27 protein-coding genes are annotated in these 26,928 nt (G+C 66.0%); 12 read left to right on the top strand and 15 right to left on the bottom strand.

The window, feature by feature from the left end:
• Positions 1-10: 10 nt before the first annotated feature.
• The 4 genes from RO07_RS04410 to RO07_RS04395 all read left to right on the top strand — a co-directional run bounded on the left by RO07_RS04410 (position 11) and on the right by RO07_RS04395 (position 3,864).
• Positions 11-349: an NAD(P) transhydrogenase subunit alpha part 2 gene (locus RO07_RS04410; RefSeq protein WP_039408368.1), complete on the top strand. Its 339-nt coding sequence runs from the start codon at positions 11-13 to the stop codon at positions 347-349.
• Position 350: 1 nt separating this feature from the next.
• On the top strand, positions 351-1,793 hold the full coding sequence (locus tag RO07_RS04405; RefSeq protein WP_039408366.1) for an NAD(P)(+) transhydrogenase (Re/Si-specific) subunit beta: 1,443 nt from the start codon (positions 351-353) through the stop codon (positions 1,791-1,793).
• 89 nt (positions 1,794-1,882) lie between these two features.
• Positions 1,883-2,638 carry a 5'-methylthioadenosine/adenosylhomocysteine nucleosidase gene (locus tag RO07_RS04400; RefSeq protein WP_039408362.1) on the top strand — a complete coding sequence of 252 codons (756 nt, stop codon included), beginning with the start codon at positions 1,883-1,885 and terminating at the stop codon, positions 2,636-2,638.
• A gap of 125 nt (positions 2,639-2,763) precedes the next feature.
• Complete coding sequence (locus RO07_RS04395; protein ID WP_039408360.1) at positions 2,764-3,864, top strand: hypothetical protein; 1,101 nt, start codon at positions 2,764-2,766, stop codon at positions 3,862-3,864.
• 81 nt (positions 3,865-3,945) lie between these two features.
• Here the strand turns inward: RO07_RS04395 and RO07_RS04390 are convergent, their stop codons facing one another.
• The 5 genes from RO07_RS04390 to edd form a co-directional block, all read right to left on the bottom strand.
• Positions 3,946-5,268, bottom strand: coding sequence for a THUMP domain-containing class I SAM-dependent RNA methyltransferase (locus tag RO07_RS04390; protein WP_039408358.1), 1,323 nt, complete (start codon positions 5,266-5,268; stop codon positions 3,946-3,948).
• Positions 5,269-5,317: 49 nt separating this feature from the next.
• Complete coding sequence (locus RO07_RS04385; RefSeq protein WP_039408356.1) at positions 5,318-5,851, bottom strand: gluconokinase; 534 nt, start codon at positions 5,849-5,851, stop codon at positions 5,318-5,320.
• 70 nt (positions 5,852-5,921) lie between these two features.
• Positions 5,922-7,277 carry a GntP family permease gene (locus tag RO07_RS04380; protein ID WP_039408353.1) on the bottom strand — a complete coding sequence of 452 codons (1,356 nt, stop codon included), beginning with the start codon at positions 7,275-7,277 and terminating at the stop codon, positions 5,922-5,924.
• Positions 7,278-7,434: 157 nt separating this feature from the next.
• Positions 7,435-8,061, bottom strand: a complete 627-nt coding sequence (gene eda / locus RO07_RS04375) for a bifunctional 4-hydroxy-2-oxoglutarate aldolase/2-dehydro-3-deoxy-phosphogluconate aldolase (protein WP_039408350.1) — start codon at positions 8,059-8,061, stop codon at positions 7,435-7,437.
• A gap of 47 nt (positions 8,062-8,108) precedes the next feature.
• Positions 8,109-9,944: a phosphogluconate dehydratase gene (gene edd / locus RO07_RS04370; protein ID WP_039408346.1), complete on the bottom strand. Its 1,836-nt coding sequence runs from the start codon at positions 9,942-9,944 to the stop codon at positions 8,109-8,111.
• Positions 9,945-10,331: 387 nt separating this feature from the next.
• Between edd and RO07_RS04365 the strand changes: the two genes are divergently transcribed.
• The gene (locus RO07_RS04365) at positions 10,332-11,177 is read left to right on the top strand and encodes an SIS domain-containing protein (RefSeq protein WP_039414284.1); all 846 of its coding nucleotides are present in this window, start codon (positions 10,332-10,334) and stop codon (positions 11,175-11,177) included.
• A 63-nt stretch (positions 11,178-11,240) separates the two neighbouring features.
• Here the strand turns inward: RO07_RS04365 and RO07_RS04360 are convergent, their stop codons facing one another.
• The 3 genes from RO07_RS04360 to RO07_RS04350 all read right to left on the bottom strand — a co-directional run bounded on the left by RO07_RS04360 (position 11,241) and on the right by RO07_RS04350 (position 13,488).
• Positions 11,241-12,221 carry an NAD(P)-dependent oxidoreductase gene (locus RO07_RS04360; protein ID WP_039408343.1) on the bottom strand — a complete coding sequence of 327 codons (981 nt, stop codon included), beginning with the start codon at positions 12,219-12,221 and terminating at the stop codon, positions 11,241-11,243.
• Between the two features lie 71 nt (positions 12,222-12,292).
• On the bottom strand, positions 12,293-12,913 hold the full coding sequence (locus tag RO07_RS04355; protein ID WP_039408342.1) for a 2-hydroxychromene-2-carboxylate isomerase: 621 nt from the start codon (positions 12,911-12,913) through the stop codon (positions 12,293-12,295).
• A gap of 158 nt (positions 12,914-13,071) precedes the next feature.
• Positions 13,072-13,488 (bottom strand): CopD family protein, encoded by a 417-nt coding sequence (locus tag RO07_RS04350; protein ID WP_039414281.1) that lies wholly within the window; start codon positions 13,486-13,488, stop codon positions 13,072-13,074.
• A gap of 322 nt (positions 13,489-13,810) precedes the next feature.
• Here RO07_RS04350 and ruvC point away from each other — a divergent pair, with 322 nt between their 5' ends.
• From ruvC to RO07_RS04335, 3 genes are all read left to right on the top strand, one after another.
• A complete protein-coding gene (gene ruvC / locus RO07_RS04345; protein ID WP_039408339.1) occupies positions 13,811-14,365 on the top strand; it encodes a crossover junction endodeoxyribonuclease RuvC in 555 nt (184 codons plus the stop codon).
• A 90-nt stretch (positions 14,366-14,455) separates the two neighbouring features.
• Positions 14,456-15,526 (top strand): Holliday junction branch migration DNA helicase RuvB, encoded by a 1,071-nt coding sequence (gene ruvB / locus RO07_RS04340; protein ID WP_039408335.1) that lies wholly within the window; start codon positions 14,456-14,458, stop codon positions 15,524-15,526.
• Positions 15,527-15,600: 74 nt separating this feature from the next.
• Positions 15,601-16,587 (top strand): oxygenase MpaB family protein, encoded by a 987-nt coding sequence (locus RO07_RS04335; protein ID WP_072636952.1) that lies wholly within the window; start codon positions 15,601-15,603, stop codon positions 16,585-16,587.
• 34 nt (positions 16,588-16,621) lie between these two features.
• On the opposite strand, the gene RO07_RS04330 is transcribed toward RO07_RS04335, so the two are convergent.
• The 4 genes from RO07_RS04330 to tyrS all read right to left on the bottom strand — a co-directional run bounded on the left by RO07_RS04330 (position 16,622) and on the right by tyrS (position 19,881).
• Entirely contained in the window at positions 16,622-17,320 is a 699-nt protein-coding gene (locus tag RO07_RS04330) for a histidine phosphatase family protein (RefSeq protein WP_039414275.1), read from the bottom strand.
• Between the two features lie 62 nt (positions 17,321-17,382).
• On the bottom strand, positions 17,383-18,009 hold the full coding sequence (locus tag RO07_RS04325; protein WP_039408332.1) for a YbhB/YbcL family Raf kinase inhibitor-like protein: 627 nt from the start codon (positions 18,007-18,009) through the stop codon (positions 17,383-17,385).
• Positions 18,010-18,134: 125 nt separating this feature from the next.
• The gene (gene dtd / locus RO07_RS04320; RefSeq protein ID WP_039408330.1) at positions 18,135-18,602 is read right to left on the bottom strand and encodes a D-aminoacyl-tRNA deacylase; all 468 of its coding nucleotides are present in this window, start codon (positions 18,600-18,602) and stop codon (positions 18,135-18,137) included.
• Between the two features lie 34 nt (positions 18,603-18,636).
• A complete protein-coding gene (gene tyrS, locus RO07_RS04315) occupies positions 18,637-19,881 on the bottom strand; it encodes a tyrosine--tRNA ligase (protein WP_039408328.1) in 1,245 nt (414 codons plus the stop codon).
• A 200-nt stretch (positions 19,882-20,081) separates the two neighbouring features.
• Here tyrS and RO07_RS04310 point away from each other — a divergent pair, with 200 nt between their 5' ends.
• The 4 genes from RO07_RS04310 (at position 20,082) to RO07_RS04295 (ending at position 24,688) form a co-directional block, all read left to right on the top strand.
• Positions 20,082-21,452, top strand: a complete 1,371-nt coding sequence (locus RO07_RS04310; protein WP_039408325.1) for a M23 family metallopeptidase — start codon at positions 20,082-20,084, stop codon at positions 21,450-21,452.
• 135 nt (positions 21,453-21,587) lie between these two features.
• Complete coding sequence (locus RO07_RS04305) at positions 21,588-22,748, top strand: anhydro-N-acetylmuramic acid kinase (RefSeq protein ID WP_052267011.1); 1,161 nt, start codon at positions 21,588-21,590, stop codon at positions 22,746-22,748.
• A 399-nt stretch (positions 22,749-23,147) separates the two neighbouring features.
• Positions 23,148-23,489 (top strand): SET domain-containing protein-lysine N-methyltransferase, encoded by a 342-nt coding sequence (locus RO07_RS04300; protein ID WP_218919079.1) that lies wholly within the window; start codon positions 23,148-23,150, stop codon positions 23,487-23,489.
• Positions 23,490-23,524: 35 nt separating this feature from the next.
• Complete coding sequence (locus RO07_RS04295; protein WP_052267010.1) at positions 23,525-24,688, top strand: trans-sulfuration enzyme family protein; 1,164 nt, start codon at positions 23,525-23,527, stop codon at positions 24,686-24,688.
• A gap of 150 nt (positions 24,689-24,838) precedes the next feature.
• On the opposite strand, the gene erpA is transcribed toward RO07_RS04295, so the two are convergent.
• The 3 genes from erpA to rpsI all read right to left on the bottom strand — a co-directional run bounded on the left by erpA (position 24,839) and on the right by rpsI (position 26,923).
• Positions 24,839-25,204, bottom strand: coding sequence for an iron-sulfur cluster insertion protein ErpA (gene erpA / locus RO07_RS04290; protein WP_023597499.1), 366 nt, complete (start codon positions 25,202-25,204; stop codon positions 24,839-24,841).
• Between the two features lie 97 nt (positions 25,205-25,301).
• On the bottom strand, positions 25,302-26,345 hold the full coding sequence (gene argC, locus RO07_RS04285) for an N-acetyl-gamma-glutamyl-phosphate reductase (RefSeq protein WP_039408315.1): 1,044 nt from the start codon (positions 26,343-26,345) through the stop codon (positions 25,302-25,304).
• Between the two features lie 182 nt (positions 26,346-26,527).
• Positions 26,528-26,923 (bottom strand): 30S ribosomal protein S9, encoded by a 396-nt coding sequence (gene rpsI / locus RO07_RS04280; protein WP_010805092.1) that lies wholly within the window; start codon positions 26,921-26,923, stop codon positions 26,528-26,530.
• Positions 26,924-26,928: the final 5 nt, after the last annotated feature.

Here is a 26,928-nt window from a genome sequence, read left to right as displayed (position 1 = left end):
GGGGACGCAAATGGAATTGATCAATCACACGGTGATCAACCTGATCATCTTCGTGCTGGCGGTGTACGTCGGCTATCACGTGGTGTGGAACGTCACGCCCGCGCTGCACACGCCGCTCATGGCGGTGACCAACGCCATCTCGGCGATCGTGATCGTCGGCGCGATGCTCGCGGCCGGCCTCACCGAGGGTGGACTCGGCAAGACGATGGGCGTGGTGGCGGTAGCGCTCGCCGCCGTCAACGTGTTCGGGGGCTTTCTCGTCACGCAGCGCATGCTGGAGATGTTCAAGAAGAAAGACAAGACGCCGGCCAAGGCGGCAAATGACGAAGCGGCAAAGGGAGCGCACTGACATGAGCATGAATCTTGTGACGCTGTTGTATCTGGTCGCGTCGATCTGTTTCATCCAGGCGCTCAAGGGCCTGTCGAATCCGAAGATGGCACGGCGCGGCAACGCGTTCGGCATGGTCGGCATGGCGATCGCCGCCGTCACCACGATTGCGCTGATCTTCGAGCTTCGTCGTCTGACAGGCGGCGATTACTCGGGCCTCGGTCTGATCCTGGCGGGGCTGGTCGTCGGTGGCGGCGTCGGCGCGTATGTCGCGCGCAAGGTCGAGATGACCAAGATGCCGGAGCTGGTCGCCGCCATGCACTCGCTGATCGGTCTCGCGGCGGTGTGCATCGCCGTGGCCGCGGTGGCCGAGCCGGCCGCGTTCGGCATCGTGCCGGCCGGCGAGACCTCGCTGCCAGCGGGCAACCGCATCGAGCTGTTCATCGGCACGTTCGTCGGTGCGATCACGTTCTCGGGCTCGGTCATCGCCTTCGGCAAGCTCTCGGGCAAGTACAAGTTCCGTCTGTTCCAGGGCGCGCCGGTCGTGTTCACCGGCCAGCACACCGTCAACCTGTTGCTCGCCATCGCGATGCTCGGCTTCGGCGTCATCTTCTTCCTGTCGCAAAGCTGGCTGCCGTTCATCCTGATGACGGCCATCGCCTTCGTGCTCGGCGTGCTGATCATCATCCCGATCGGCGGTGCCGACATGCCCGTGGTCGTGTCGATGCTCAACTCGTACTCGGGATGGGCGGCGGCCGGCATCGGCTTTTCGCTGAACAACCCGATGCTGATCATCGCCGGTTCGCTGGTCGGCTCGTCGGGCGCGATCCTGTCGTACATCATGTGCCGCGCGATGAACCGCTCGTTCTTCAACGTGATTCTCGGCGGCTTCGGCGCGCAGGCGGGGGCGAGCGCCGCCGCCTGCGATCAGCAGCAGCGTCCGGTCAAGTCGGGTTCGCCCGACGATGCGGCGTTCCTGATGAGCAACGCCGAATCGCTGGTGATCGTGCCGGGCTACGGTCTGGCCGTGGCGCGCGCGCAGCACGCCCTCAAGGAGCTGACCGACAAGCTCGTGGAGAAGGGCGTGAGCGTGCGTTACGCCATTCACCCGGTGGCCGGTCGCATGCCCGGGCACATGAACGTGCTGCTCGCCGAAGCCGAGGTGCCGTACGACCAGGTGCTGGAGATGGACGAGATCAACGGCGAATTCGGTCAGACGGACGTGGTGCTGGTGCTGGGAGCGAACGACGTGGTGAACCCGGCGGCGAAGAACGATCCGCAATCGCCGATTGCCGGGATGCCGATTCTCGAGGCTTACAAGGCCAAGACGATCATCGTCAACAAGCGCTCGATGGCGGCCGGCTACGCCGGTCTCGACAACGAACTCTTCTATCTCGACAAGACGATGATGGTCTTCGGCGACGCGAAGAAGGTCGTCGAGGAAATGGTCAAGGCGGTCGACTGACGGCCCCTTCGCGGCAAGCGTCGATGCGGGGTCGCCAGTGGCGGCCCCGCGCTACAATGCGCGCTTCACTTTGCCCCGGAACCCGCGCCATGACGCTTGGCATCGTCGCCGCCCTGCATGAAGAAATCGCCGATCTGCTCGCCGAGATGGCGCCCGGCGCCCGCGTCGAGCATGTCGGCATGCGCGACTATTGCGTGGGCAAGCTGCACGGGCAGGACTGCGTCATCGTGCTCGCGCGCATCGGCAAGGTCGCCGCCGCCGCCACGACCACGGCGCTGATTCATCGCTTCGGCGTCGAGCGGATCGTCTTCACCGGCGTGGCCGGCGGCCTGGCCCACGGCTTGAGCGTCGGCGACGTCGTCGTGGCCGACTCGCTCATGCAGCACGACATGGACGCCAGCCCCCTGTTTCCCCGTCACGAAATCCCGCTGCTCGGACGCGCCACGTTCGATGCCGACACCTCGCTGCGCGACGCCCTCGCGCAAGCCGCGCGCGACTGGCTCGCCCTGGAGATGGCGGGTCAGGTTCGCGCACAGTGGCGCGACGAACTGAACCTGAGCGCCGCCCGCGTGCACGTCGGGCAGATCGCCAGCGGCGATCGCTTCGTGTCGAGCGCGCAGGAAGTGGCGCGTCTGCGCGATGCCCTCCCCCAGGCGCTGGCCGTCGAGATGGAAGGCGCGGCCGTGGCGCAGGTGTGCCACGAGTACGGCGTACCGTTCGCGGTGATGCGCACGCTCTCCGACGCCGCCGACGACACCGCGCACGTCGACTTCCCCCGCTTTCTGCGCGACGTCGCGAGTCACTACTCGCACGGCATCCTCCGTCGCTTCCTGCTCGCGCGATAAGGCTCGCTCCGCCGCGCAGGCCCGACCGGCGTCCCCGTTTCGACAACTCCGGCAGACGATCTCGACATCCCCGGCAGGCCGCATTCACGACAATGCGGCCTCTCATCCGCCCGAGGACATCGACCATGAACGTGGAGAATCGCCACCCCCTGCCGACGTGCGCGGCACATTCGCATACCCCCGAGACGGCGACGGCATATCGGCGATTGTGCTGGGGGCACGTCATCGACCTGCGGCGCAGCCGTCCGGCGTGCGTACAGACGCGGCTCGCCGTCATGCTCGCCGCGGTCCACCCGGACAGCGTGTTCGGGCACGAGGTCGAGCATGCCATCGGCAGAACCGTCACCGGCCAACTCCCGCGCGATCCCCGACAGGTCGCCGCGTTGCGCCGGTTGGCCGTCATGGCCAACCATGAAGTGACGGTCGACGCCTTGCGCGATACGGGACTGCCATCGGAAATCGCGATCGATCTCGTGCGGCGTCTGGCGGCGCGCCCGCCTGGCTGGGACGTTTTCGAGCGGATCACGAGCCTGCCCATGCTCGATCTGTGGGCGGCGTCGGTCCTCGAACGAAGCGAGGCGCCGCACGTGGCCGACGACGTGCTCACGCTGCGCGTTCTGCAGGCGTTCGGACACGACGTCGCCGTGCCGTGGTCGTTCGACGTCACCAACAAGTGGGTGCGCTTCTACAGCGCCGGTCCGGACGAAGGCCGGTATCTCGCCCACCTGCTCGACATCGCCATGCAGGAGCGGCCCAACTGCCCCGCCTTGCGCGACATCTGCCGCGCGGCGTACCAGGCAATCGCCCGCACGCACCACGGCGCCGAAGGTCAGGTCTGGCCGCACTGGGAAGTCCGCGGCGACCGTTGGGAGATCTATCCGGACCCGCGCAACGGCGTGCTCAGCCACGATATCGTCGTGCATCAGGCCATCACCTGCGAGACGGAGCGATGGCTGCGATCGGTAACGCCCGTCGGCGCCCTGGAGGTGTCCGGTTGCTCGCCGCGCACCAGCGAACGCTACGAGAGCGACATCTCCGATTCGGAGAACGTCACCTTCGATCCTCATCGACCGCGCGTCGCGCCACGCCTGCTGCGCGAACGCTTCGCCGCCCGCGCGGTCCGCGCCGAACGACAGCACACCGCAGCCGCGGCGGTCCCCACGCTCACGGTTGAGGAATCTCCGAGTCGCCGCAGTCCGCCCGCCTGGTCTCACCATTCGATCTGAGACCGCTGCGCAGAAAACAAAAGACCGGCCGTTGGCCGGTCTTCTCTGCGCGCATAAAGCCCTTGCCCCTGTGCGAGCGCTCTACGCCTGTGATGCGCCGTCTTCCCGCTTGCCTTCGGCGTCACCGCGCTTGCGCACCGATCCCGCGATCAGGTCGAAACGGAACAGACGGCATTCGAGCGCACCGTTGTACAAAGGCGTGCGGCGCGACTCGCGCAAACGCATCTGCCCCGGCAGGCTCATGTCGGCCGTGAGCAGAAATGCACTCCAGCCGGTGAAGCGCTGCTTGAGCACGTCGCCGAACGCCCGGAAGAATTCGGCGTCGACGCCGTCCGGCTGGTTGCGCTGGAAGCCGCCGCGGTTGCCCTGCACATCGGGCGAGTCACGCTCCTCGCCATCACGACCATCGCGCGGCACGCGGCGCCCGCGCACCTCGATACGCTCGCCGTACGGCGGATTCGCCACGATGATGCCCGGCCGCTCCACCGGCGGCGACATATCGCGCGCATCGACCTGCTTCAGACCGATGTCGCCCACGCCCGCGCGCTCCAGGTTGGCGCGCGCCTTGACCAGCATGTCGCCCGAAATGTCGCTGCCGAAGATCGTCGGCGGCACACCGCGCACGCGCGCGTCGCGCTGAGCGTCCATCGCCTGCACCTTGAGACCCTGCCAGGCCGTGATGTCGTAGCCCTTGAGCTTCTCGAAGCCGAAGCGCCGCCCCGCACCCGCGGGCACGCCAAGGGCGATCTGCGCGGCTTCCGCGAGGAACGTGCCGCTGCCGCACATCGGGTCGTAGAGCACCATGTCGGCGGCCGTCTCCGCGCGCCAGCCAGCCAGACGCAGAATGCCGGCCGCGAGGTTCTCGCGCAGCGGCGCGGCCCCCTTGTCCAGACGCCAGCCGCGCTTGAACAGCGCTTCGCCGGAAGTGTCGAGATAGAGCGTGACGTCGGTCGCCGTCAGGAAAGCGAACACGCGCACGTCGGGCTGCGCCGTATCGATGTTCGGACGCGCGCCGGTCTTCTCGCGCAGACGGTCGCACACGGCGTCCTTGATGCGCAGCGTGACGAACTCCAAACTGCGCACGGGCGCCTTCACGCCGGTGACGTCCACGCGCAGCGTCTGCTGATACGAGAACCAGTCTTCCCAGCGTTGCGACAGCGCGAAGGCGTAAATGTCCTGTTCGGTGCGATAGCCCTGCTGTGCCACGCGCAGCAGCACGCGGCTGGCGATGCGCGAGTGCAGGTTGGCTGCCATGCCGGCCGCCCACGGACCGGCGAAGTGCACGCCGCCGGGCACCTGCTTGCCGACCGACACCGGGGCGAGGTTGGCCAGCGCGGCCAGTTCGGCGGCGAGCGCCTCTTCCAGTCCACGGGGACAGGGCGCGAAGAATTCGAAGGAAGCCATTTCGATGCGTACAGCCGGCGCTCGACGCGCCGGCGGAGGGAATAAACCGCTATTGTACGCGTGCCGAAGCGGCCGACGTGAGGGGAGCGCCGCCCGGACAGGCGGCCAGCTTGTGCAGCAGAATCTCGACGATCGCCTCGGGCGTCTCGCGGATATCGATGGTCAGCGCGTCCTGCGGCTCTTCGAGCGTGTTGAACTGGCTTTGCAGCAGCGCCGGATCGAAGAAATGGCCCGAGCGCGAAGCGAGGCGCTCGCCGATCACCTCGGGCGCCCCCTTCAGATAGACGAACACGACGTCGCCGTCATGATCGCCGAGCACATCGCGATAGCGGGCGCGCAGCGCCGAACATGCAAACACATGGTGACGTCCCGCCACGCGGCGCGCGACGATGGCCTCGCGGATCGCGGCCAGCCACGGCGCGCGGTCCTCGTCGTTGAGCGCTTCGCCACGGCGCATCTTCTCGATGTTCGCCGCGCTGTGAAAGGAATCCGCGTCGGAAAACCCGCAGCCCAGCCGGTCGGCAAGCATCTGCCCGACCGTGCTCTTGCCGCTGCCCGATACGCCCATAACCACGACGATCATGGCTCGTCTCCTTGTAGCCTGCCGACTCGCGTCGGTGTGTTGCCCGTGTTGCACGCCCTGCATCGCCACCTCACACCACCGTTGCGAGGGCCAGCGTAAGCAGCAGCGCCACCACGGAAATGATCGTCTCGCAAACCGTCCAGGTCTTGAAGGTCTGCGGCACGGTCATGTTGAAATACTCCTTGACCAGCCAGAAACCGCCGTCGTTCACGTGCGACAGGATCAGCGAGCCTGCTCCCGTGGCCAGCACCATCAACTCCGGCTTGACCACCGTGCCCGCGGCGGCGGCGATCGGGGCGACGATACCGCACGCGGTCGTCATCGCCACCGTGGCCGAGCCCGTCGCGATCCGGATGAGCACCGCCACCAGCCAGCCGAGCAGCAGCGGCGAGAGGTTCGCGTGCGTGGCCACGTCGACGATCGCCTTCGAAACGCCGCTGTCCATCAGGATACGCCCGAAACCGCCGCCCGCGCCCACCACCAGCGTGATGGTGGCGATCGGGGCGAGACACTCGTTCGTGAACTTCAGGATCTGATCGCGATTGAAGCCGCGCTGCTTGCCGAACGTGAAGAAGCTCACGAGCGTGGCGATGAGCAGCGCCATCACCGAGTTGCCGATCAGGCGCAGGAAGTCGTTGGCGAACGACTTCGGCGCGAAGAACAGATCGGCCCAGCTACCGATGAGCATCAGGATCACCGGCAGCAGGATCGTGAACAGCGTGATGCCGAAGCCCGGCAGTGCTTCCGTCTTGCGATCGGCTTCGACGAACTGCGCCAGCAGGGGGTTGTCCGGATTCGGCACGACGTAGCGCGCCATGAGCTTCGCGAAGAGCGGACCGGCAATGGCCGCCGTCGGAATACCCACGATCAGCGCGTACATGATGGTGTGGCCGATGTCGGCGTTATACGCCGTCACCGCGAGCAGCGCGGCCGGGTGCGGCGGAATCAGGCCGTGCACGACCGACAGGCCCGCGACCATCGGAATGCCCACGAGCACCATCGACGTGCCGGTGCGCTTGGCCACGTTGAAGGCGATCGGGATGAGCAGCACGAAGCCGACTTCGAAGAACACCGGCAGACCGACGATGAACGCGATCACGACCATCGCCCAATGCACGTTCTTCTCGCCGAAGAAACCGATGAGCGTACGCGCGATGCGCTCGGCCCCGCCCGACTCGGCCATCATCTTGCCGAGCATCGTGCCGAGACCGACCACGAGCGCGATATGCCCCAGCGTGTTGCCTACGCCCGTCTCGAAAGCCTTGACGATGCCGCCCATCGGCATGCCCACCGCCAGCCCGAGCACGAGCGAGACGACGATCAGCGTGATGAACGGATTCAGTTTGAAACGCGCGATCAGCAAGATCAGCGCGATTACCGCGACAAGCGCGTATACCAGCAGCAAATTGCCCTGCACCGCGACCATGGGGGGTCTCCTCGTTTGGCTAGATGGGCGGATGCCCGAAGGGCCGTGTGGGCCCGATTATTGGAATTCTGTTATTCGATGAATCCTGCGCCGTCTCTCGTCGACGCGTTTCTTTCCGACACCGTCAACACTGTCAACACCGTTTCAAACGCTGCGCTCAGCCGCGCGGCAAAGCGCTCGCCGCGCGCGCCAGACGCGTGATGCCGTCCCAGTCCTTCGCGTCGACGAGGGCCTTGGGCGTGAGCCACGAGCCGCCCACGCAGACCACGTTCGGCTGGGCGAGGTACGACGGCGCCGACTCCGCGCTGATGCCCCCCGTCGGGCAGAAGCGCACCTGGCGGAACGGGCCGTACAGCGCCCCCAGCATCGGCACGCCGCCCGAAGGCTCGGCCGGGAAGAATTTCACGGTGTCGTAGCCGTCGGCCAGCGCCGCGAGAATGTCCGAAGGCGTGACCACGCCCGGCAGCAACGGCAGGCCCGCCGCCCTGGCGGCCGCGCCCAGCGCGCTCGTGTAGCCCGGCGAGACGCCGAAACGCGCGCCGGCAGCCACGGCCTGCGCCATTTCCTCGGGACGCGTGAGCGTGCCCACGCCGACGATCAGTTCGTCCGAAAGCCCTGCCACGTGGCGGATGACGTCCATCGCCGCCGGGGTGCGCAGCGTGATTTCGAGCACCCGCACGCCACCCGCGAGCAAGGCGCGCGAGACCTGTTCGCCCTGCTCGACGTTGTCGAACTGGAGCACCGGGATCACGGGGCCGGCACGAACGATGTCATTGATGTCCATTACGTTTTCCTTGAATGCATGAGTGCGGCGCCAAGGCGGCCTGCACGTCACTCGGTACCGAAGAACACGGAAGCGCCCGCCTCCGCCGCGCCGACCGCCGCGCGCATGTGGCCGAAGAGCAGCCGACCGGTGTCGTCGCCCGGGACCGGCACCGGCGCGATCTCGCGCGAAGCCCAGTCCTGCGGCGCCACCTCGGCATGCAGCATGCCGGCGTTCGCGTCGAGCACGATCGGATCGCCGTCGCGCACGCGGGCGAGCGGGCCGCCGCCGGCCGCCTCGGGCGACACGTGGATCACGGCGGGCACCTTGCCCGACGCGCCCGACATGCGACCATCGGTCACAAGCGCCACGGCAAAGCCTTCGTCCTGCAAGACACCGAGCAACGGGGTGAGGCGATGCAGCTCGGGCATGCCATTCGCGCGCGGCCCCTGGCCACGCAGCACCACGACCACGTCGCGATGCAACTCGCCTGCGTCGAACGCGGCCTGAACCGCTTCCTGCGAAGTAAATACGCGCGCCGTTGCGCTCACGCGCCGATGTTCCGGCTTGACCGCCGACACCTTGATGACGCCGCGCCCCAGATTGCCGTGCATGAGCCGCAGTCCGCCATCGGGGGCGAACGGCTCGGCATGGCCGCGCAGGACGTCACGATCACCACTGTAGGCGCTGCCGGCGCGCCACGCCAGCCCCTGCGGCGAGAGCCACGGCTCCTCGCGGTAGCGCGCGAGACCCTGCCCGGCCACCGTCCGCACGTCGGCGTGCAGCAGGCCGGCGTCGAGCAGCTCGCCGATCAGGAACGCCATGCCGCCCGCGGCGTGGAAGTGGTTCACATCGGCCTTGCCGTTCGGATAGACGCGCGCCATGAGCGGTACCACCGCCGAGAGCGCGTCGAAGTCGTCCCAGTCGATGATCACGCCCGCCGCGCGAGCCATCGCCACGAGGTGCAGCGTGTGATTGGTCGAGCCGCCCGTGGCGAGCAGGCCGACAATGCCGTTGACCACGGCGCGCTCGTCGACCACATGGCCGATGGGCGTGTATTCGGGGGTGTCGGCACCGATCGCCAGCACGCGCGCCAGCGCGGCGTCGGTCAGCGCATCGCGCAGCGGCATATGCGGGTGCACGAACGCCGCCCCCGGCAGATGCAGGCCCATGATCTCCATGAGCAGCTGGTTGCTGTTGGCCGTACCGTAGAACGTGCAGGTGCCCGCGCCGTGGTAGGCCTGCGATTCGGCTTCGAGCAGCGCATCGCGTCCGACCTTGCCGGTCGCGTACTGCTGGCGGATCTTGGCCTTTTCGTCGTTCGACAGCCCGCTCGACATGGGACCCGCGGGCACGAAGATGGTCGGCAGATGGCCGAACTGCAGCGCACCGATCACGAGCCCCGGCACGATCTTGTCGCACACGCCGAGCATGAGCGCGGCATCGAACATGTTGTGGGAGAGCGCCACGGCCGTGCTCATCGCGATGACCTCGCGCGAGAACAGCGAGAGCTCCATGCCGGCATTGCCCTGCGTGACGCCGTCGCACATGGCCGGCACGCCGCCGGCCACCTGCGCCGTGGCGCCCAGTTTGCGCGCCGCTTCGCGCAGACGCGCCGGGTATTGCTCGTAGGGCTGGTGCGCCGAAAGCATGTCGTTGTAGGCCGTCACCACGCCCACGTTCGGCCGGCGCTGCTCGCGCAGCACGAGCTTGTCGTTGGCCGGCATGGCGGCGAAGCCGTGCGCGAGGTTGGCACAGGACAGCCCGCCGCGCTGCGGGAAGCGGCCGGCACTCGCGGCGATGCGCGCCAGGTACGCGGCGCGCGTGTCGCGGCTGCGCGCGACGATGCGTGCGGTGACGGCCTGGACGGCCGGATGCAGGAGCTTCGTGGAATCAGACGTCATGCCGGAGGCGGATGGCAACGCACCCGGGAGGGGTACGATTGGGAGCGGAGTTTAGTAGAAATTCTACAACTCATCAATTCAAAGACATCGACATGCGGGGTTTTACTGATTAATTTCCAGTAGTTACGTTGCATTTTGTCGTATTGAGAAAAACACCACCACAATATGAAATGTTGTATTTTTGTAGTTTTTGTACATTTCGTACGCGACCCTCGTGCGCCAGCCTGCGACGGGAACGCGCAGTGGCGCGGGTTCCGGGTGCTATAGTGGGCGCCTGACAAGCCGGATTCGCCGTGCGCCCGGGCAACGTGGGACATGGCATCGCGGTAATACGGGGAATGGCGCGAGGCATCGATGGCCGCGCGCCTGCTTTTGTTGGTGCCTGCCATGCTGAACCGAATCGAAGCCACGCTGACCCAATTGCGTCCATCCGAGCGCAAGCTTGCGACGTATGTACTGGACGCCCCGCGCGAAGTCGTCGATCTGTCGATGAACGAACTCGCCGAGCGCGCCAACGTCAGCCAGCCCACGATCGCCCGGTTCTGCCAGGCCGTCGGATGCAGCGGCTATCGCGAATTCAAGATCCGGCTGGCCCAGGGTATCGCGCAGGGCGTGCCGTTCGTGCATCGCGACGTTCGCCCCGACGAGCCGGTGCCGGGCATCGCCAGCAAGGTGCTCGACCGCACCATCGGCAGCCTCATGCAAGTGCGCAACAATCTGTCGCCCGACAGCATCGGGCAGGCCATCGCGCTGCTCGCCACCGCGAAGCGCATCGAGTTCTACGGTGCAGGTGCATCGGGTATTGCCGCACAGGACATGCAGCACAAGTTCTTCCGCCTCGGCATTCCGGCCGTGGCGTACAACGACCCGCACGTCTACGGCATGTCGTCGGCGCTGCTGCACGAAGGCGATGTGGTCGTCGCCATCTCGAATACCGGCCGTACGCAGGATCTGCTCGAAGCGGTGCAGCTCGCGCGCACGGCGGGCGCCAGCGTGATCGCCATCACGCACAGCAACTCGCCGCTCGCGCGCATGGCGAGCGTCGCGCTCTTTGCCGATGTCGACGAGGACACCGACGTGTATTCACCGCTCACTTCGCGCATCGCCCATCTCGCGATCGGCGACGTGCTGGCCGTTGGCATGGCGCTGCGTCTTGGCGAGCGCTTGCCCAAGCAGCTCGCTCGCGCGAAGGAAGTCATCAACCGCCGTCGCACGGCCAGCGAAGGACGATGAAACGAAAAGGGCCGGGTCCTGTGCGGTACAGGCCCCGGCCCTCGGTCGGCTTGGCTTATCCTGTCAACCTTGCCGTGCCTGCGGATTCACCGCGTTCTGCAGCGTCTTTCCGGTGAGTGCGGCGATCAGATTCTCGGCTGCGCACGACGCCATCGCATGACGCGTCTCGTGCGTGGCCGAGCCGATGTGCGGCAGCGCGACCACGTTCTTCATCTTCAGCAGCGGCGAATCCACCGGGACCGGCTCACGCTCGAACACGTCGAGACCGGCGGCGCGCAGATGGCCCGAGGCCAGCGCGTCGATCAGCGCCGACTCGTCGATCACCTTGCCGCGCGCGGCATTCACGAAGATCGCGCCGCGCTTCATCTGCGCGAACTCCCTGGCGCCGATCAGGCGCTCGGTGGCCGGCGACAACGGCACCAGCGTCACCACGAAATCGGCCTGCGCGAGCAGCTCCGGCAACGCGCGGTATTGGGCGCCATATGCCGTCTCGGCCGCCTCGTTACGCGAACGGTTGCTGTAGAGCACCTTCATGCCGAAGCCGAGCGCGGCGCGCCGCGCGACAGCGCCGCCTATGCGGCCCATGCCGACGATGCCGAGCGTCTTGCCCTGCACATCGGTACCGAAATACGCCTCGCCCAGACTGCCCTTCCAGCCGCCCGCCTTCACCAGTTCGGCGAGCTCGACCACGCGTCGCGCGCTCGACAGGATCAACGAGAACACCGTGTCGGCCGTGGTCTCGGTCAGCACGTCGGGCGTGTTCATCAGCACGATGCCGCGACGCGTGAGGTCAGGCACATCGAACTGATCGTAGCCGACTGAAATGGTGGCCCATGCCTTGAGTTTCGGGGCGGCATCGAGCAGATCGGGCGTGACGTTCACGCCGACGCCGATGGCCCCGTCCGCACGGCCGAGCGCCGCCGCGAATTCGGCGCGATTGCCATCGTTCACGCCGTCGAACTCCGTGAGTGCGAATGCTTCCGCCAGACGCGCACGCACCTCCGGCGGCACGCCCTTGTACAACACCACTTCCGGACGACTCATGCTGCAAACTCCTGGACTTGCCGCCGTCCGACGGCGCCGGTGGCGGGCTTCATGATCGGGAACGAACGGACTCAGCGCCGCGCGTCGCGCGCTTCGGCGAAAGCCCGTTCGAGAAAGTCGAGACGATCCTGTCCCCAGTACGGCTCGCCCTGGAACATGAACCACGGCGCGCCGAACACGCCGGCGTTCATCGCGTCTTCGGTATTGGCGTCATAGGCCGCTTGCACGCTCGCGCCGCTCGACGCGGCGACCAGCGACTTGCCGTCGAGCGACAGGCCGTCGGCGATGGCCTGCAAGGTGGCGTCGTCGGCGATATTGCGCTCGTCCACCCACAGCGCCTTCGAAATCGCGGCGGTCAGGTCGAGCGCGCGGTCGGTGCCGTGCGCCAGTTGCACGGCGACGATCAGACGCGCGGCGGGATCGCCCGCGACCGGGAAGAACTTCGGCTGGGGATTGAGCGGAATGCCGAGATACTTCGACCAGCGAGCCAGCTCGACCAGACGATACGCCTGACGCTGCGGCGCGCGCTTGGCCAGCGGCAGCCCGCCTGAGCTCGAGAAAATGCGCCCGAGATCGACGGGCTTGAGCTGGATCTGCACATCGTAGCGACGCGCCAGCTCGACGAAGCGAGCATGCCCCATGTACACGTAGGGCGACGGCGGCGCCAGGAAATAATCGCAGGCCAGACTCACGGCAAACTCCTCACGAAAAACGTTTCACAACGCGCACTCGCGCGTGGCGGCTTGTTCTGATGCTGAACGACGTGTATGACAGGCGGCCCCATGCACGTTCCTGCAGGCCTTCGACCGGATGCGGTCCGGGGCAAACACGCTGGGGCGAGCCCATCGGATCAGAACGGCTTGACGACCACGAGGATCACGGCGCCGAGCAAGGCCAGCACCGGGAACTCGTTGAAGTAGCGATACCAGCGATGCGAGCGGGTGTTGCGGCCGGTCTCGAACTTGCGCAGCAGGCGTCCGCACGCATGGTGATAGCCCAGCAGCAGCACCACGATGAGCAACTTGGCATGCAGCCAGCCACCATGACGACCAATGCCGTAGTACAGCCAGAGGATGAGTCCGAAAGCGAGCGCGGGCACCGCGAGAATGGTCATGAAGCGGTACAGCTTGCGCGCCATGAGCAGCAGCCGTTGCGTGGCGGCGGGGTCGCTCTCCATCGCGAGGTTGACGAAAATACGCGGCAGATAGAACAGGCCGGCGAACCACGAGGCGACGAAAACGATATGCAGCGCTTTGATCCAGAGCATCGGGGACGTGCGGTCCGCGGGCAGACCGTCGAATGTTTTGAACAGCAAACAATGTACAACAATCCGCCGCCTCGCGAAGCCCGGCGCCTACCCGGGCGGGACGCGCCGCCTGCGGCAAATCGACGCGATCCGGCACATCGGGCGCGCTGCCGTCGCGGGACGTGGCTCCGCCGCCCCGCGCATCCCGTGTCACCTCCTCTCGCCTCGTCTCACCTCGCAAAACACGACATCGGCGACGCCCCCGCCCGGCTGTGCCAGAATACGGGCCATATCCGTTGACTTGCCCCGCGCCGGCGCCATTTGCCGCGCCATTGGCCCCCGCATGAGAATTCTTGGTATCGACCCCGGCTTGCGCGTCACCGGCTTCGGCGTGCTCGAAAAGCACGGCAGCCGCCTGCAATATGTGACGAGCGGCGTCATCCGCACGGGCGAAGGCACCCTGCCCGCCCGGCTGCGCATCATCTTCGAGAGCGTGGCGGAACTGGTCGAAACCTACCGCCCCGATCAGGCCGCCATCGAAAAGGTGTTCGTCAACGTCAATCCGCAGTCCACGCTGCTGCTCGGGCAGGCGCGCGGCGCCGCGATCACCGCGCTCTCGGTCGGCGGGCTCGAAGTCTTCGAGTACACGCCGATGCAGCTCAAACAAGCGGTGGTCGGCTATGGGCGCGCCCGCAAGGAGCAGGTGCAGGAGATGGTCGCCCGCCTGCTCACGCTCACCGGCACGCCCGGCAAGGACGCGTCCGACGCGCTGGGGGTGGCGATTTGCCACGCGCACAGCGGCGAGATGCTCGCGTCGCTGGCGCAGGCAGGCCCCGTGCGCTCGCCCGCCCTCGCCGCCAAGGGCCTGCGCATGCGGCGCGGGCGCCTGGTCGGCTAACGTGCAGCCCTTTCCGGCGCCGGTTCCGCACAGCGGGAAATCCCGCCGGTCAGCCCCGGCAAGCACCGTCCGAAGCGCTACAATGCAGCCATGATCGAAACCGACAAACTCGCCGCCGAGCGCATCATTGCGCCGACCCCGGCCTCGCCCAACGAAGAAGCCTTCGAGCGCGCGCTGCGCCCCAAGCTGCTCGACGAATACGTCGGCCAGCGCAAGGTGCGCGATCAGCTGGAGATCTTCATCGAGGCGGCCCGCAAGCGCTCGGAGCCGCTCGACCACGTGCTGCTGTTCGGGCCACCGGGTCTGGGCAAGACCACGCTCGCGCACATCATCGCGCGCGAGATGGGCGTGCACCTGCGCCAGACCTCCGGCCCCGTGCTCGAGCGCCCGGGCGATCTCGCCGCGCTGCTCACCAACCTCGAAGCCAACGACGTCCTGTTCATCGACGAAATTCACCGGCTTTCGCCGGTTGTCGAGGAAATCCTGTACCCGGCGCTCGAGGACTATCAGATCGACATCATGATCGGCGAGGGGCCGGCGGCGCGCAGCGTCAAGCTCGACCTGCAGCCGTTCACGCTCGTGGGCGCGACCACTCGCGCGGGCATGCTGACCAATCCGCTGCGCGACCGCTTCGGGATCGTGGCGCGCCTGGAGTTCTACTCGGCCGACGAACTGGCGGGCATCGTGCGCCGCTCGGCCGGTCTGCTCAGCGCCTCGATCGCCGACGACGGTGCGTACGAGATCGCGCGTCGCGCGCGCGGCACGCCGCGTATCGCCAACCGCCTGCTGCGTCGCGTGCGCGACTACGCCGAAGTGAAGGCCGACGGACGCATTACGGCCGCTGTCGCGGACGCGGCGCTCCGCATGCTCGACGTCGACCCGGTCGGCTTCGACGTGATGGACCGCAAGCTTCTCGAAGCCGTGTTGCACAAGTTCGACGGCGGCCCGGTCGGCGTCGACAACCTCGCCGCCGCGATCGGCGAGGAGCGCGACACCATCGAGGACGTGATCGAGCCGTACCTGATCCAGCAAGGCTTCCTGCAGCGCACGCCGCGCGGCCGTGTGGCCACCCTCGCCGCGTATCGCCACTTCGGTCTGGCCGCCCCCGGCAGCGCCCCCGAAAGCGGCACGCTCTGGGCGCCCGACGCGACCGGCAAGTAAGACGCGAGTCAGAGCGCCGCTTCCTTCGTTATCGTCTTTTCCCCTCTTCCTCGTCACACAGCACTGGCCAGCGCATGTCCCCGCACGACGACCTCCCCACGCCACCACCGGCAACACCCCTGCGGCCTGCCGGGCCGGTCGTGGGCGTGTCGGGACGAGTGCGGCACGCGATCGCCATGCGGCTCGTGAGCCTGACCTCCGGCCCTGGCGCACCGCGCCTGAACTACGACACCCCGCCCGGCGATCCCGGCCTGTTCGGCCCCGATGCGGCATGCTGGCACGTGCACGGCGACTTCACGTCGATGATGATCGGCGGCATCAGCGCACTCCTGCTGCAATCGTTGCATCCGCTTGCCATGGCGGGCGTCTGGGATCACTCGACGTTCCGCCAGGACGTGATCGGCCGCCTACGCCGCACCGCCACCTTCATCGGCGGCACGACGTTCGGCAACACGGCCGACGCCGAGGCGCTGCTCGAACGCGTGCGCCGCATCCATCTCCAGGTCAAGGGCACGGCGCCCGACGGCCGTCCCTACGCGGCCTACGATCCAGATCTGCTCACGTGGGTGCACGTCGCGGAGACGTCGAGTTTCCTGCGCAGCTATCTCGTCTACAAGGACCCGGCGTTTGCCCGCAGCGAACAGGATCGCTACTACGCGGAAGTCTCGCGCATCGCGATCGCCCTCGGCGCGCGCGACGTGCCGACGAGCGTCGCGCAGATCGACGAGTACCTGGCGGCGATGCGCCCGGCGCTGCAGACCAGCGAGCGCACGGACGAAGTCGTTCGCGTGCTGCGCAATCTGCCCGCGCCATTCGCCGGGGCTCGCATGTTCAGTGGGTTGTTGTTCCGGGCGGGCATCGATCTGCTTCCCGAGTGGTCGCAGGCGATGCTCGGGTTCGCCGAGCGCGCGGCGGTACGGCGCCTGACAGTGCGCCCTGCCGTCCGGCATACCGCACAGCTCGCCCGATGGGCCATGCGCAACAGCGTGGCGCATCGCGCGCGACGCCGCGCGCTGGCCGCGCCGGACGTCGTCAACGGGCAGCCGTCGCTCGAGCGCTGACCGGACGCGCACGCAGGATGCCGCGTGACCGGCGTTACACCACGCGCGGATCGACGCGATCCGCCGTCTCCTCGCCCGGCTTGTCGTTGCTCTCGTCGCGCACGGCGTCGTCCAGGTGCGAGACGTCGCCCCAACTCAGCACGTGCCACCGCTCGCCGTCGTAGGCCAGACGGTTCACGCTCGCATTGAGCAATGGGTAGGAACGCGGTTCGTTCAACGCCAGGCCTGTCGCGAAGCGATGGCAGCAGTCGAGCACGCCGCCGTGCGCCACGAGTGCGAGATGTTGCCCCGCATGATCGCGCAGCAGCTGCGAGACGAAGCCGGTGATGCGGGTGTAGAAGCCACGCATCGACTCGCCGCCGGGAATCGTGAAGTCCGGATCGCGGCTCTGCCAGCGCGCATAGTCCTGCGGGAATTCCGCCTGAATCTCGTCGGGCATGCGGGTCTCGAACACACCGTAGTGCCGCTCGCGCAGACTCGCGGTGCGTACGAGCGGCAAACCGCAGGCGCGGGCGATTGGCTCGGCCGTCCGCACCGCGCGCTGGAGATCGCTGGCGAGCACGTGATCGAACACGCGCCCATGCACCGCCACGTCGCGCGCGATGCGCTCGCCCAACCGCACCGCCTGACGCTCCCCTTCCACCGACAGCGCAATGTCCGTGTGCCCCTGAATGCGCTTGATGCGGTTCCAGTCGGTCTCGCCATGGCGAATCAGGGTAAGGATGGTCGTCATGCGGTTCATCGATTGCGATTGCAGGGTGCGGTCGAGCGACGGGCCATCAGGCCATCGGTCCGTCAGGCCACCTTCGGATTGAGCGAGTAGGTGCCGGTTACGCTGGCGCTGGCGAGCACGTGCGGCTTGATCGCGGCGAGCACGTCGTCGCCGCCGAAACGGCCGTCGAGCGGCACGCGGGCGATATCGAGCGCGTAGACCGTGAAGCGATAGTGGTGGACGATCGTGTCGTTCCACGGCGGGCACGGGCCGTCATAGCCGTAGTAATCGCCCTTCATGGCGTCGTCGCCGGCGAACCAGGCGGTGTAGTCGTTCACGCCGTGACGCATGCCGTCGAGCGCGTCGGGGCCGAACTTGCCACGCGGCGTGACGTGATTGCTGTGGCTCGCGGCCGGAATCTCCGACACCGACGCCGGCACGTCCACGAGCACCCAGTGATAGAAGTCGACGCGCGGCAGGTCGGCCGGCACTTCGCGGCCTTCCTGGTTGACGTCGTCACCCCGGCTCGGCACGTCGCTGTCGGTACAGATCACGACGAACGAACGCGTGCCCGCGGGGGCATCGGACCAGGCCAGATGCGGATTCTTGTTCTGCGACAGCGCCACGTGCGACTGCGCATCGGGTTTGCCAAAGGCGAACTGCGGGTCGATCGCCGCGTTGTCGGCAAACGATTCACTCCAGACTTTCATCGCTCTATCCTCTCTTTCCCGTGCTTTGTCATTGCGAAACCTGTCGACGGTACCACACCGATGCGAATAGCGTGCGGCACGGCTGGCTGTCGGGGCGACCGCCGGGGACCGCCGTTGGAACGCGATCAGGCAGCTTCGGGCCGGCTTTGCAGCCAGAACGTCACGGGGCCGTCGTTGACCAGCGAGACACGCATGTGCGCGCCGAACTCGCCCGTCTGCACGATCGGATGGCGCGCACGCGCCTGCGCGACGAAATGGTCGAAGAGGCGCTTGCCGTCGGCCGGGCTCGCCGCCGGCGTGAAGCTCGGACGCGTGCCGCTGTTGGTGTCGGCCGCCAGCGTGAACTGCGAGACGAGCAGCAAGCCGCCGGCCGCGCCGTTGCCGTCGAGGCTCGACACGCTGCGGTTCATCTTGCCCGCCTCGTCGGAGAACACGCGACAGCCGAGCAGCTTCGCGAGCAGTTTGTCGGCGCTCGCTTCGGTATCGCCGCGCTCGGCGCATACCAGCGCAAGCAGGCCGGGGCCGATGGCGCCGACGGTGCGGCCATCGACCGTCACCGCGGCTTCGAGCACGCGTTGGATGAGCGCGATCATCGCGTAGTGCGACGGAAAAACGCGGCGGACACGCTCAGGCGAGCGTCACGCGGGCAAAGCGGCGCTTGCCGACTTGCACGACGTAAGTGCCGGCTTCGATCTTCGCGCCCTTGTCGGTCACGGCTTCGCCGTCGACGCGCACACCACCCTGGTCGATGTTGCGGTTGGCTTCCGACGTCGAGGGCACCAGTCCCGCCTGCTTGAGCAGTTGCGCAATGCCCAGCGGCGCACCGTCGAGCGAGACTTCCGGAATGTCGTCCGGCACGCCGCCGCGGGCGCGGGCGTTGAAGTCCTCGAGCGCGCGCTCGGCATCGGCCTGCGAATGGAAGCGCGCCACGATTTCCTGCGCGAGCAGCACCTTCACGTCGCGCGGGTTGCGGCCGCCTTCGACCTCCTTGCGCAGTTGCGCGATCTCTTCGAGCGAGCGGAACGACAGCAGCTCGTAGTAGCGCCACATCAGATCGTCCGAGATGCTCATGAGCTTGCCGAACATCTCGCTCGGCTTCTCGCTGATGCCCACGTAGTTGCCCTTGGACTTCGACATCTTCTCGACGCCGTCGAGCCCTTCGAGCAGCGGCATCGTGAGAATGCACTGCGGCTCCTGACCGTACTGCTTCTGCAGTTCGCGGCCCACGAGCAGATTGAACTTCTGGTCCGTGCCGCCCAGCTCGAGATCCGACTCCAGCGCGACCGAATCGTAGCCCTGCATGAGCGGGTACAGGAATTCATGGATGGCGATGGGCACGCCGCCCTGGAAGCGCTTGGTGAAGTCTTCGCGCTCGAGCATGCGCGCCATGGTGTAGCGCGAAGCGAGCTTGATCATGCCGTCAGCGCCCAGCTTCATCGACCACTCGCTGTTGTAGCGGATCTCGGTCTTGCTGCGGTCGAGCACCAGCGCGGCCTGCTCGAAATAGGTCTTGGCGTTCGACTCGATCTGTTCGCGGGTGAGCGGCGGGCGCGTGCTGTTGCGGCCCGACGGGTCGCCGATCAGCGAGGTGAAGTCACCGATCAGGAAAATGACCGTATGCCCCAGATCCTGCAACTGGCGCATCTTGTTGAGCACCACGGTGTGCCCGATGTGGATGTCCGGCGCGGTCGGATCCAGCCCCAGCTTGATGCGCAGCGGCTTGCCGGTGGCTTCGCTGCGCGCCAGTTTCTGCAGGAACTCCTCTTCCACGAGCAACTCGTCGCATCCGCGCTTGGCGATCGCCAGTGCGGCCCGCGTGGCGTCGGTCACAGGGTACTTCTTATCCGAGGTGAGTGCGTGTTCACTTGTCATAACATCATTGTCCAGACTCGATCTGGGGTACCCCCTAATCGGTCAGTAAGGGCGGAGACGGCGGTGCGTCTGGTATAATCACCGCTCATTTCTCGGCTCGGGCCGAAGCGGCGCCGGGTTGCCCCGGAATTTCCGGCAGGCAATCTCGAAGCGTGTCGCTCCGCCCGGGCTTTTTTGTAAGTTGCGCAGAATTTTACGTGATGTGGCCAAAACTCCGTGATTTTTTTGCGCGTGAACTGCTGACCCTGATCGATCCCACGCAGCCGAAGCACCGCCGAAGAAAGGTGCAAATCGTGGCAACGGTCGGTTCGGCCCTGACGTTGGGAATGGTGACCGCTTTCGGCGTGGCGCCCATGGTGCCGGAATCGGCGCGCAACGGTGCGAGCGTGACTTTGCCGCTCACCTTTCCCGATCTGGCCCGGCAAATCCAGCAGCTCGACGCGCAAACCCAGACCTTTATTCATCAAGTGGCAATGCGCCGCGGCGAAACGCTGGGCGACATGCTCTCGCGCCTGTCGATCCAGGATCCGGCCGCCGAGCGCTTCATCCGCGAAAATGCCGTCGCCCGCCGTCTGATCGGCGTGCCCGCCGGGCAGGTCGTGCAGGCCGAGACCGACGACGACGGCAAGCTCGTCTCGCTCTCGACCGTTCTGTCCACCGGCAGCGCCGCCGCGCAGCAGCTCGTCATCGATCGCAACGACGACGGACGTCTTCGCGCGCGCATGGATCAGCTCGCCAACGATACCGAATGGGCCATGCGCTCCGGCGCCATCGCCGGCAACTTCTTCACCGCGATGGACGATGCGGGCGTGCCCGACGCCGTCGTCGCGCAGATGGTCAATATCTTCTCCGGCGTGATCAACTTCCAGCGCGACGTGCGCCGCGGCGATCGCTTCCGCCTCGTGTACGAAGTGATCAAGCAGCAGGACCGCACGGTTCGCACCGGACGCGTGCTCGCCATCGAGTTCATCAATCAGGGCAAGACCCATCAGGCCATCTGGTACGCCGACCCGCAGAGCTCGCCCGAAGGCGCGTATTACGGCTTCGACGGCCGCAACCTCAAGCAGGCGTTCCTGCGCACGCCGGTCGAATTTTCGCGGATCTCGTCGGCGTTCGGCGGACGCGAGCATCCGTTCCAGCACCAGTGGAAGAAGCACGAAGGCGTGGATCTGGCGGCCCCCATCGGCACGCGGGTGTTTGCCGCCGGTGACGGTGTGGTCAAGTTCGTCGGCACGCAGAGCGGCTACGGCAATCTGATCATGATCGATCACGCCGGCAACTACCAGACGCGTTACGCCCATCTGTCCGGCTTCGGCCCGGGCGTGAAGCCGGGCACGCGCGTCACGCAGGGTCAGGTCATCGGCTTCGTCGGTCAGACAGGCTGGGCGACGGGTCCGCACCTGCACTACGAACTGCGCCTGAACGGCGTGCCGCGCAATCCGTTCGCCACGGATGTCGCCGCCGTCGCACCGCTCTCGGGTGCCCGCCTGAAGCTGTTCGACATGTACGCCGAGAACCTGCTCAAGCGCATCGACCTGATGCGCACCGTGCAAGTCGCCGAACGCGATTGAGGTATGCTAGGAGCCGCACTGCGCGGGGGATGAGCGAGCGATGAGCCCGCTTGCCCTGCCGGTGCGACAGCCGTTTCAGCCATGTTGGCACGCTGCCCTTCGTACTAGCGCCGTCCCACCGCTCGCGCTCCGCTCATGACCGACCTTGCCCCTCGAGGCGCCCGCCCGGGCGCCGCCGCGTCCGCCTCCTCCCATTACATCGGCCTGATGTCGGGCACCAGCCTTGACGGCGTCGACGGTGTCCTTGTCGCGTCGCCCGACGGCCAGGTGCTCGCGGAAGCCTATATCGCGTTTCCGGAGACGTTGCGCGAGACGCTGATGGTGCTGCAGGCGCCGTCCGAGAACGAACTTCACCGTGAAGCGCTGGCGGCGAACGCGCTCGCGCGGCATTACGCCGATTGCGTGAGCGAGTTGCTTGCGAAGGCCGGTTTGCCGGCGTCCGCCATCGCTGCGATCGGCGCGCATGGCCAGACGATCCGCCATCGCCCCGGCGAGTTCGACGGCGTTGGCTATACGCGCCAGCTCAATGCGCCGGCGCTTATCGCGGAGCTCACGGGCATCGATGTGGTGGCCGATCTGCGCAACCGCGACGTCGCCGCCGGCGGTCAGGGGGCGCCGCTCGTGCCGGCCTACCACCAGGCGCGCTTTGCCGAGGCCGGTGAGACGCGCGTCGTATGCAATCTCGGCGGCATCAGCAACATCACGATCCTGCCGGCGTCCTCGATGGGCCAGCCGGTGTCTGGCTTCGACTGCGGACCGGGCAACGCGCTGCTCGATGGCTGGGCCGCGCGCCATCTCGGCAAGCCCTATGACGACGGCGGCGCATGGGGCGCAAGCGGACGTGTGGACGAGGCACTGCTCGCCGCCCTGTTGAGCGAGCCGTATTTCGCTCAGACGCCACCCAAGAGCACCGGGCGCGACCTGTTCCACGCCGCGTGGCTCGACGGCAAGCTGGCCGCGTTTCCGAACGTCGCGCCGGTCGACGTACAGGCGACCCTCGTGGCGCTTACAGCACAGTGCGTCGCGAACGACGTGCTGCGTTACGCCCCCGGATGCAAAGGCTTCTACGCCTGCGGCGGCGGCACGCGCAATGCTTCGTTGATGCGGGCGCTTGCCGAGCGCTTGCCGGGCGTCGCCGTGACGACGACACAGGCACTTGGTGTGCCACCGCATCAGGTCGAGGCGCTGGCATTCGCCTGGCTCGCCGAACGTTGTCTCTCGCGCGAGCCGGGGAATCTCCCGTCGGTCACCGGCGCGAAAGGACCTCGCATTCTGGGCGCGCTGTATCCGCACTGAAACACACGTCGCGACATCGCTACGTTCAACGCCGATGCGGCATTCCCTGTCGGCACGTCTTCCTGCGCGCGCATAGCGGCATCGCATGGCATGCGTCTCGGCCGGCGCACCGTCGCTGCACGCGCCGCGCCGGTAGAAAGTTATCTCCCAAAGTCCCCAGCAAATCCTTTGAGTTACGCAATCAGCGTGCCACTCTTGGAACGCCTACCCGGCGCTCTTTCGAGCATCACTAGAACATTTCCCCACGAGGTATTTGTCATGGTCGAAACTCAACAAGCCTACCCATTCGAATGGATCAAGACGGGGTATCCGTCGCCAGAGAAATTCGAAGTCTGTCGCGACACGGAAGGCAGGGGCTATGGTGTACGAACGCTCGTTCCCCACACTCGCGGACATCTCGTGAGTCACATTGTGGGCGTGCTCTCCAGTGAGCGCAAACTGCACACCTTGCAGGTGAGCGAGAGTACACATCTCTACGATCCCTACTTTGCCGGGCTACTGCTGCATTCGTGCTCGCCGTCGGTCATGCTCGACATGAAGCGTCTTGAAGTCTTTGCGTTGCGGGATATCGAAATCGGGGAATTTCTGACCATGGACTACGCTTCCACGGAGGACATACTGGCGCGCCAGTTCCCATGCGCCTGCCACAGCGCGAATTGCCGACACTGGATTACCGGCGCCAAGGAGGAACCCAACGACGAAGGCGTGGCGTATCTGGCGAAATTCCATACCTTGGCCTGAGAAGGTATCTTGCCGCGTTGAGGAGCACCCACAGCATGCTTCGCATTGAAACAACATCCGTCATGGGCGACCGCGAGGTCGCCGACAAAAGCGACGTTGCGCCCGCCATCCACTACAGTTCCGTCTTTGCCGCATCCGACGAAGCCGACTTCGCCAGGATGTCGAGCGTGCCGCAGCACGCACGCAACTATACTCGGTACGGCAACCCGGTGCACGAGCGGGTCAAGGTCGTCATGGCGGAGCTGGAAGGCACGGAAACCGCCTTGGTGACGGGTTCCGGCATGGGCGCAATGACCACGACACTTCTTGCGCTGCTCAGTGCCGGGGATCATGTGATCGCCCAACGGCGTCACTACATGAGCACGGCAAAGTTGCTCGACGACATGCTGGGTAAATTGGGCGTCGAGCGCTCGCTGGTCGACCAGACGGACACCGCGGCCTTCACATCGGCGATGCGGGAGAACACCAGGCTCATCGTTCTCGAATCTCCCGCCAATCCACTCTTGGAACTGACCGATATTGCAAGTGTCGCGAAAGCAGCGAAGGCGCGTGGCATTATCACCGTCGCCGATAACACCTTTGCCTCGCCGATCAATCAGCAGCCTCACCGGTTGGGCATCGATGTTGTCGTTCACAGCGCGACCAAGTATCTGGGAGGACATCACGACCTCACAGGCGGCGTGATTTGTACTAGCCATGCGTTAGCCGAGCGGATCTGGCACACACATCTCACCGTCGGTTCGGTCCTCTCGCCCATGGACGCCTGGCTATTGCTGCGCGGCATACGCACGTTCCCGTTGCGAATGGAGCGGATCAATCGGAATGCGATGGAGCTGGCTGAATTTCTCCTGGCGCATCCGAAAGTGGGCGACGTATTGCACCCCGGACTCAGGTGCCATCCGCAATTCGATCTGGCTTGCCGGCAGATGCGAGGATTCGGCGGCGTGCTGACGTTTCGGGTCAGCGCCGGCTGCGACGCGGCAAAACGTGTGGTCGCCGGCCTGAACATTCCTCTGGTGGCCGGGAGCCTCGGCGGCATCAACTCACTGGCGATCCATGTCGCCACAATGTGGGGCGGGACGATGACGGACGCCGCGCCCAATGACGTGATACCCCCGGATCTGGTGCGCTATTCCGTGGGCATAGAACACGTCGAGGATCTCAAGAACGATCTGGCGCAGGCACTGGAAAAGGCGTAGCGGTCTTCGCTGCGCCACGCGTTCGAGCTTCGTCCGTCGCCATGTGCGAAAGCGCAAAAAAACCCCCTCGAGCCCGAGGGGGTTTTCTATGAACAGGAGCGCTGACAGCGTTCGTCTAGCCGTTGCGTCCGTCCATGATCGTTGCTTGGCTCAGACCGAGAACGACGAACCGCAGCCACACGTCGTGGTCGCGTTCGGGTTCTTGATCACGAACTGGGCGCCGTTGATATCTTCCTTGTAGTCGATCTCGGCGCCGACGAGGTATTGATAGCTCATCGAGTCAATCAGCAGCGATACGCCGTTCTTGTCGAGCACGGTGTCGTCTTCGTTGACGTCTTCATCGAAGGTGAAACCGTACTGAAAGCCGGAGCACCCGCCGCCCTGCACGAAAACGCGCAGTTTGAGCTCGGGGTTGCCTTCCTCGTCGATCAGTTGCTTGACCTTGTCCGCGGCGCTGTCGGTAAAGACCAGGAACGCGGGCATTTCCGTGACGGCGGCCTCAAGCGGTGCGTTCATCGCAAATCTCCAAAAATCGTTTCGGTACCATTCTAGTCCCTAAACCAAAATCGTGCCGATGGCAGAAAAATCAAGCGCTTAGGGACGATAAATACCGTTACGGCAGTACGGGAATATGGGTCAGGCCCGTATTTTCCGGCAAGCCGAACATCAGGTTCATACATTGCACGCCCTGACCGGACGCGCCCTTGACCAGGTTGTCCTCGACCACAAGGATCACCAGTGTGTCTTCATTGCCCGGGCGATGCACCGCCACGCGCACGTAGTTCGAGGCGCGCACCCAGCGCGTCTCGGGCATCGAGCCGGCCGGCAGCACGTCCACGAACGGCTCGCCGGCGTAGTACGTCTCGAACAGCGCCTGGAAGTCGGTGTCGCGCGCCTCGGGCAGAATCGTCGCATACAGCGTCGAATGGATACCGCGAATGGTCGGCAGCAGGTGCGGCACGAACGTCAGACCCACTTCGTAGCCGGCGATGGCCTCCAGCCCCTGCTTGATTTCCGGGTGGTGACGATGCCCCTTCACGCCGTAAGCCTTGAAGTTGTCGGCCGTCTCCGCGAGGATCAGCGAGGTCTCGCCCTTGCGGCCGGCGCCGCTGGCGCCCGACTTCGCGTCCGCGATCAGGTGTTTCGGATCGACCAGCTTGCGGCCGCCGGCGAACAGCGGCGCGTAGCCGAGCTGAACGGACGTCGGATAGCAGCCCGGCAGGCCGATCACGCGGGCGCTCTTGATTTGCTCACGGTTGATTTCGGGCAGGCCATAGACGGCTTCTTCCAGAATGTCCGGGCAGGCGTGGGGCATGCCGTACCACTTCTCGAACGTGGCGGTATCCTTCAGGCGGAAGTCTGCCGCCAGGTCGATCACGCGCACCCCGGCGGCGAGCAATTCACGCGCCTGCGCCATGGCCACGCCGTGCGGCGTGGCGAAGAACACCACGTCGCAGTCGGTCAGACGAGCGTCGTCAGGCGTCACGAATGCCAGGTCGACACGGCCTCGCAGGTTCGGATACATATCGGCGACCGGCGTACCCGCTTCCTTGCGCGAGGTAATCGCCGTCAACTTCACTTCCGGGTGCTGCGCGAGCAAACGGAGGAGTTCCACACCCGTATAGCCGGTGCCGCCTACGATACCTACCTTGACCATGTCCTACCCCTTTGAATCGGAATCGCGATTCTATCAAGCTTCCACGACACGTGTGGGACGGTGCCACGCCCGACGGCCCTGCCTCGCCACGCGTGCAAACATGACGCGCCAAATGAAAAAAGGCCGCCCGAGGCGGCCTTTCCTGCATCTGCCGGAAGCAGATGCGACAAGCACTCGTGCGATTAACGCTTCGAGAATTGCTTGCGACGGCGGGCCTTGTGCAGACCAACCTTCTTACGTTCGACTTCACGGGCGTCGCGCGTGACGAAGCCAGCGGTCGACAGCGTCGGCTTGAGCGTCGCGTCGTAGTCGATCAGTGCGCGGGTGATGCCGTGACGAACCGCACCGGCCTGACCCGTTTCACCACCGCCCGAAACGTTGACCTTGATGTCGAACGTTTCAGCGTGGTTGGTCAACTCGAGCGGCTGACGAACGATCATCAGCGACGTTTCGCGAGCAAAGTACTCTTTGATCGGCTTGCCATTGACGACGATGTCGCCCTTGCCAGCCTTGATGAACACACGAGCGACAGCGCTCTTGCGACGGCCGGTGCCGTAATTCCAATCGTTTTTGAACATGGCGT

It is taken from the genome of Pandoraea pulmonicola (assembly GCF_000815105.2).
GTDB lineage: Bacteria > Pseudomonadota > Gammaproteobacteria > Burkholderiales > Burkholderiaceae > Pandoraea > Pandoraea pulmonicola.
The sequence above is the reverse complement of the archived record's forward strand: the minus strand, read 5'-3'. Positions and strand labels throughout refer to the sequence as shown.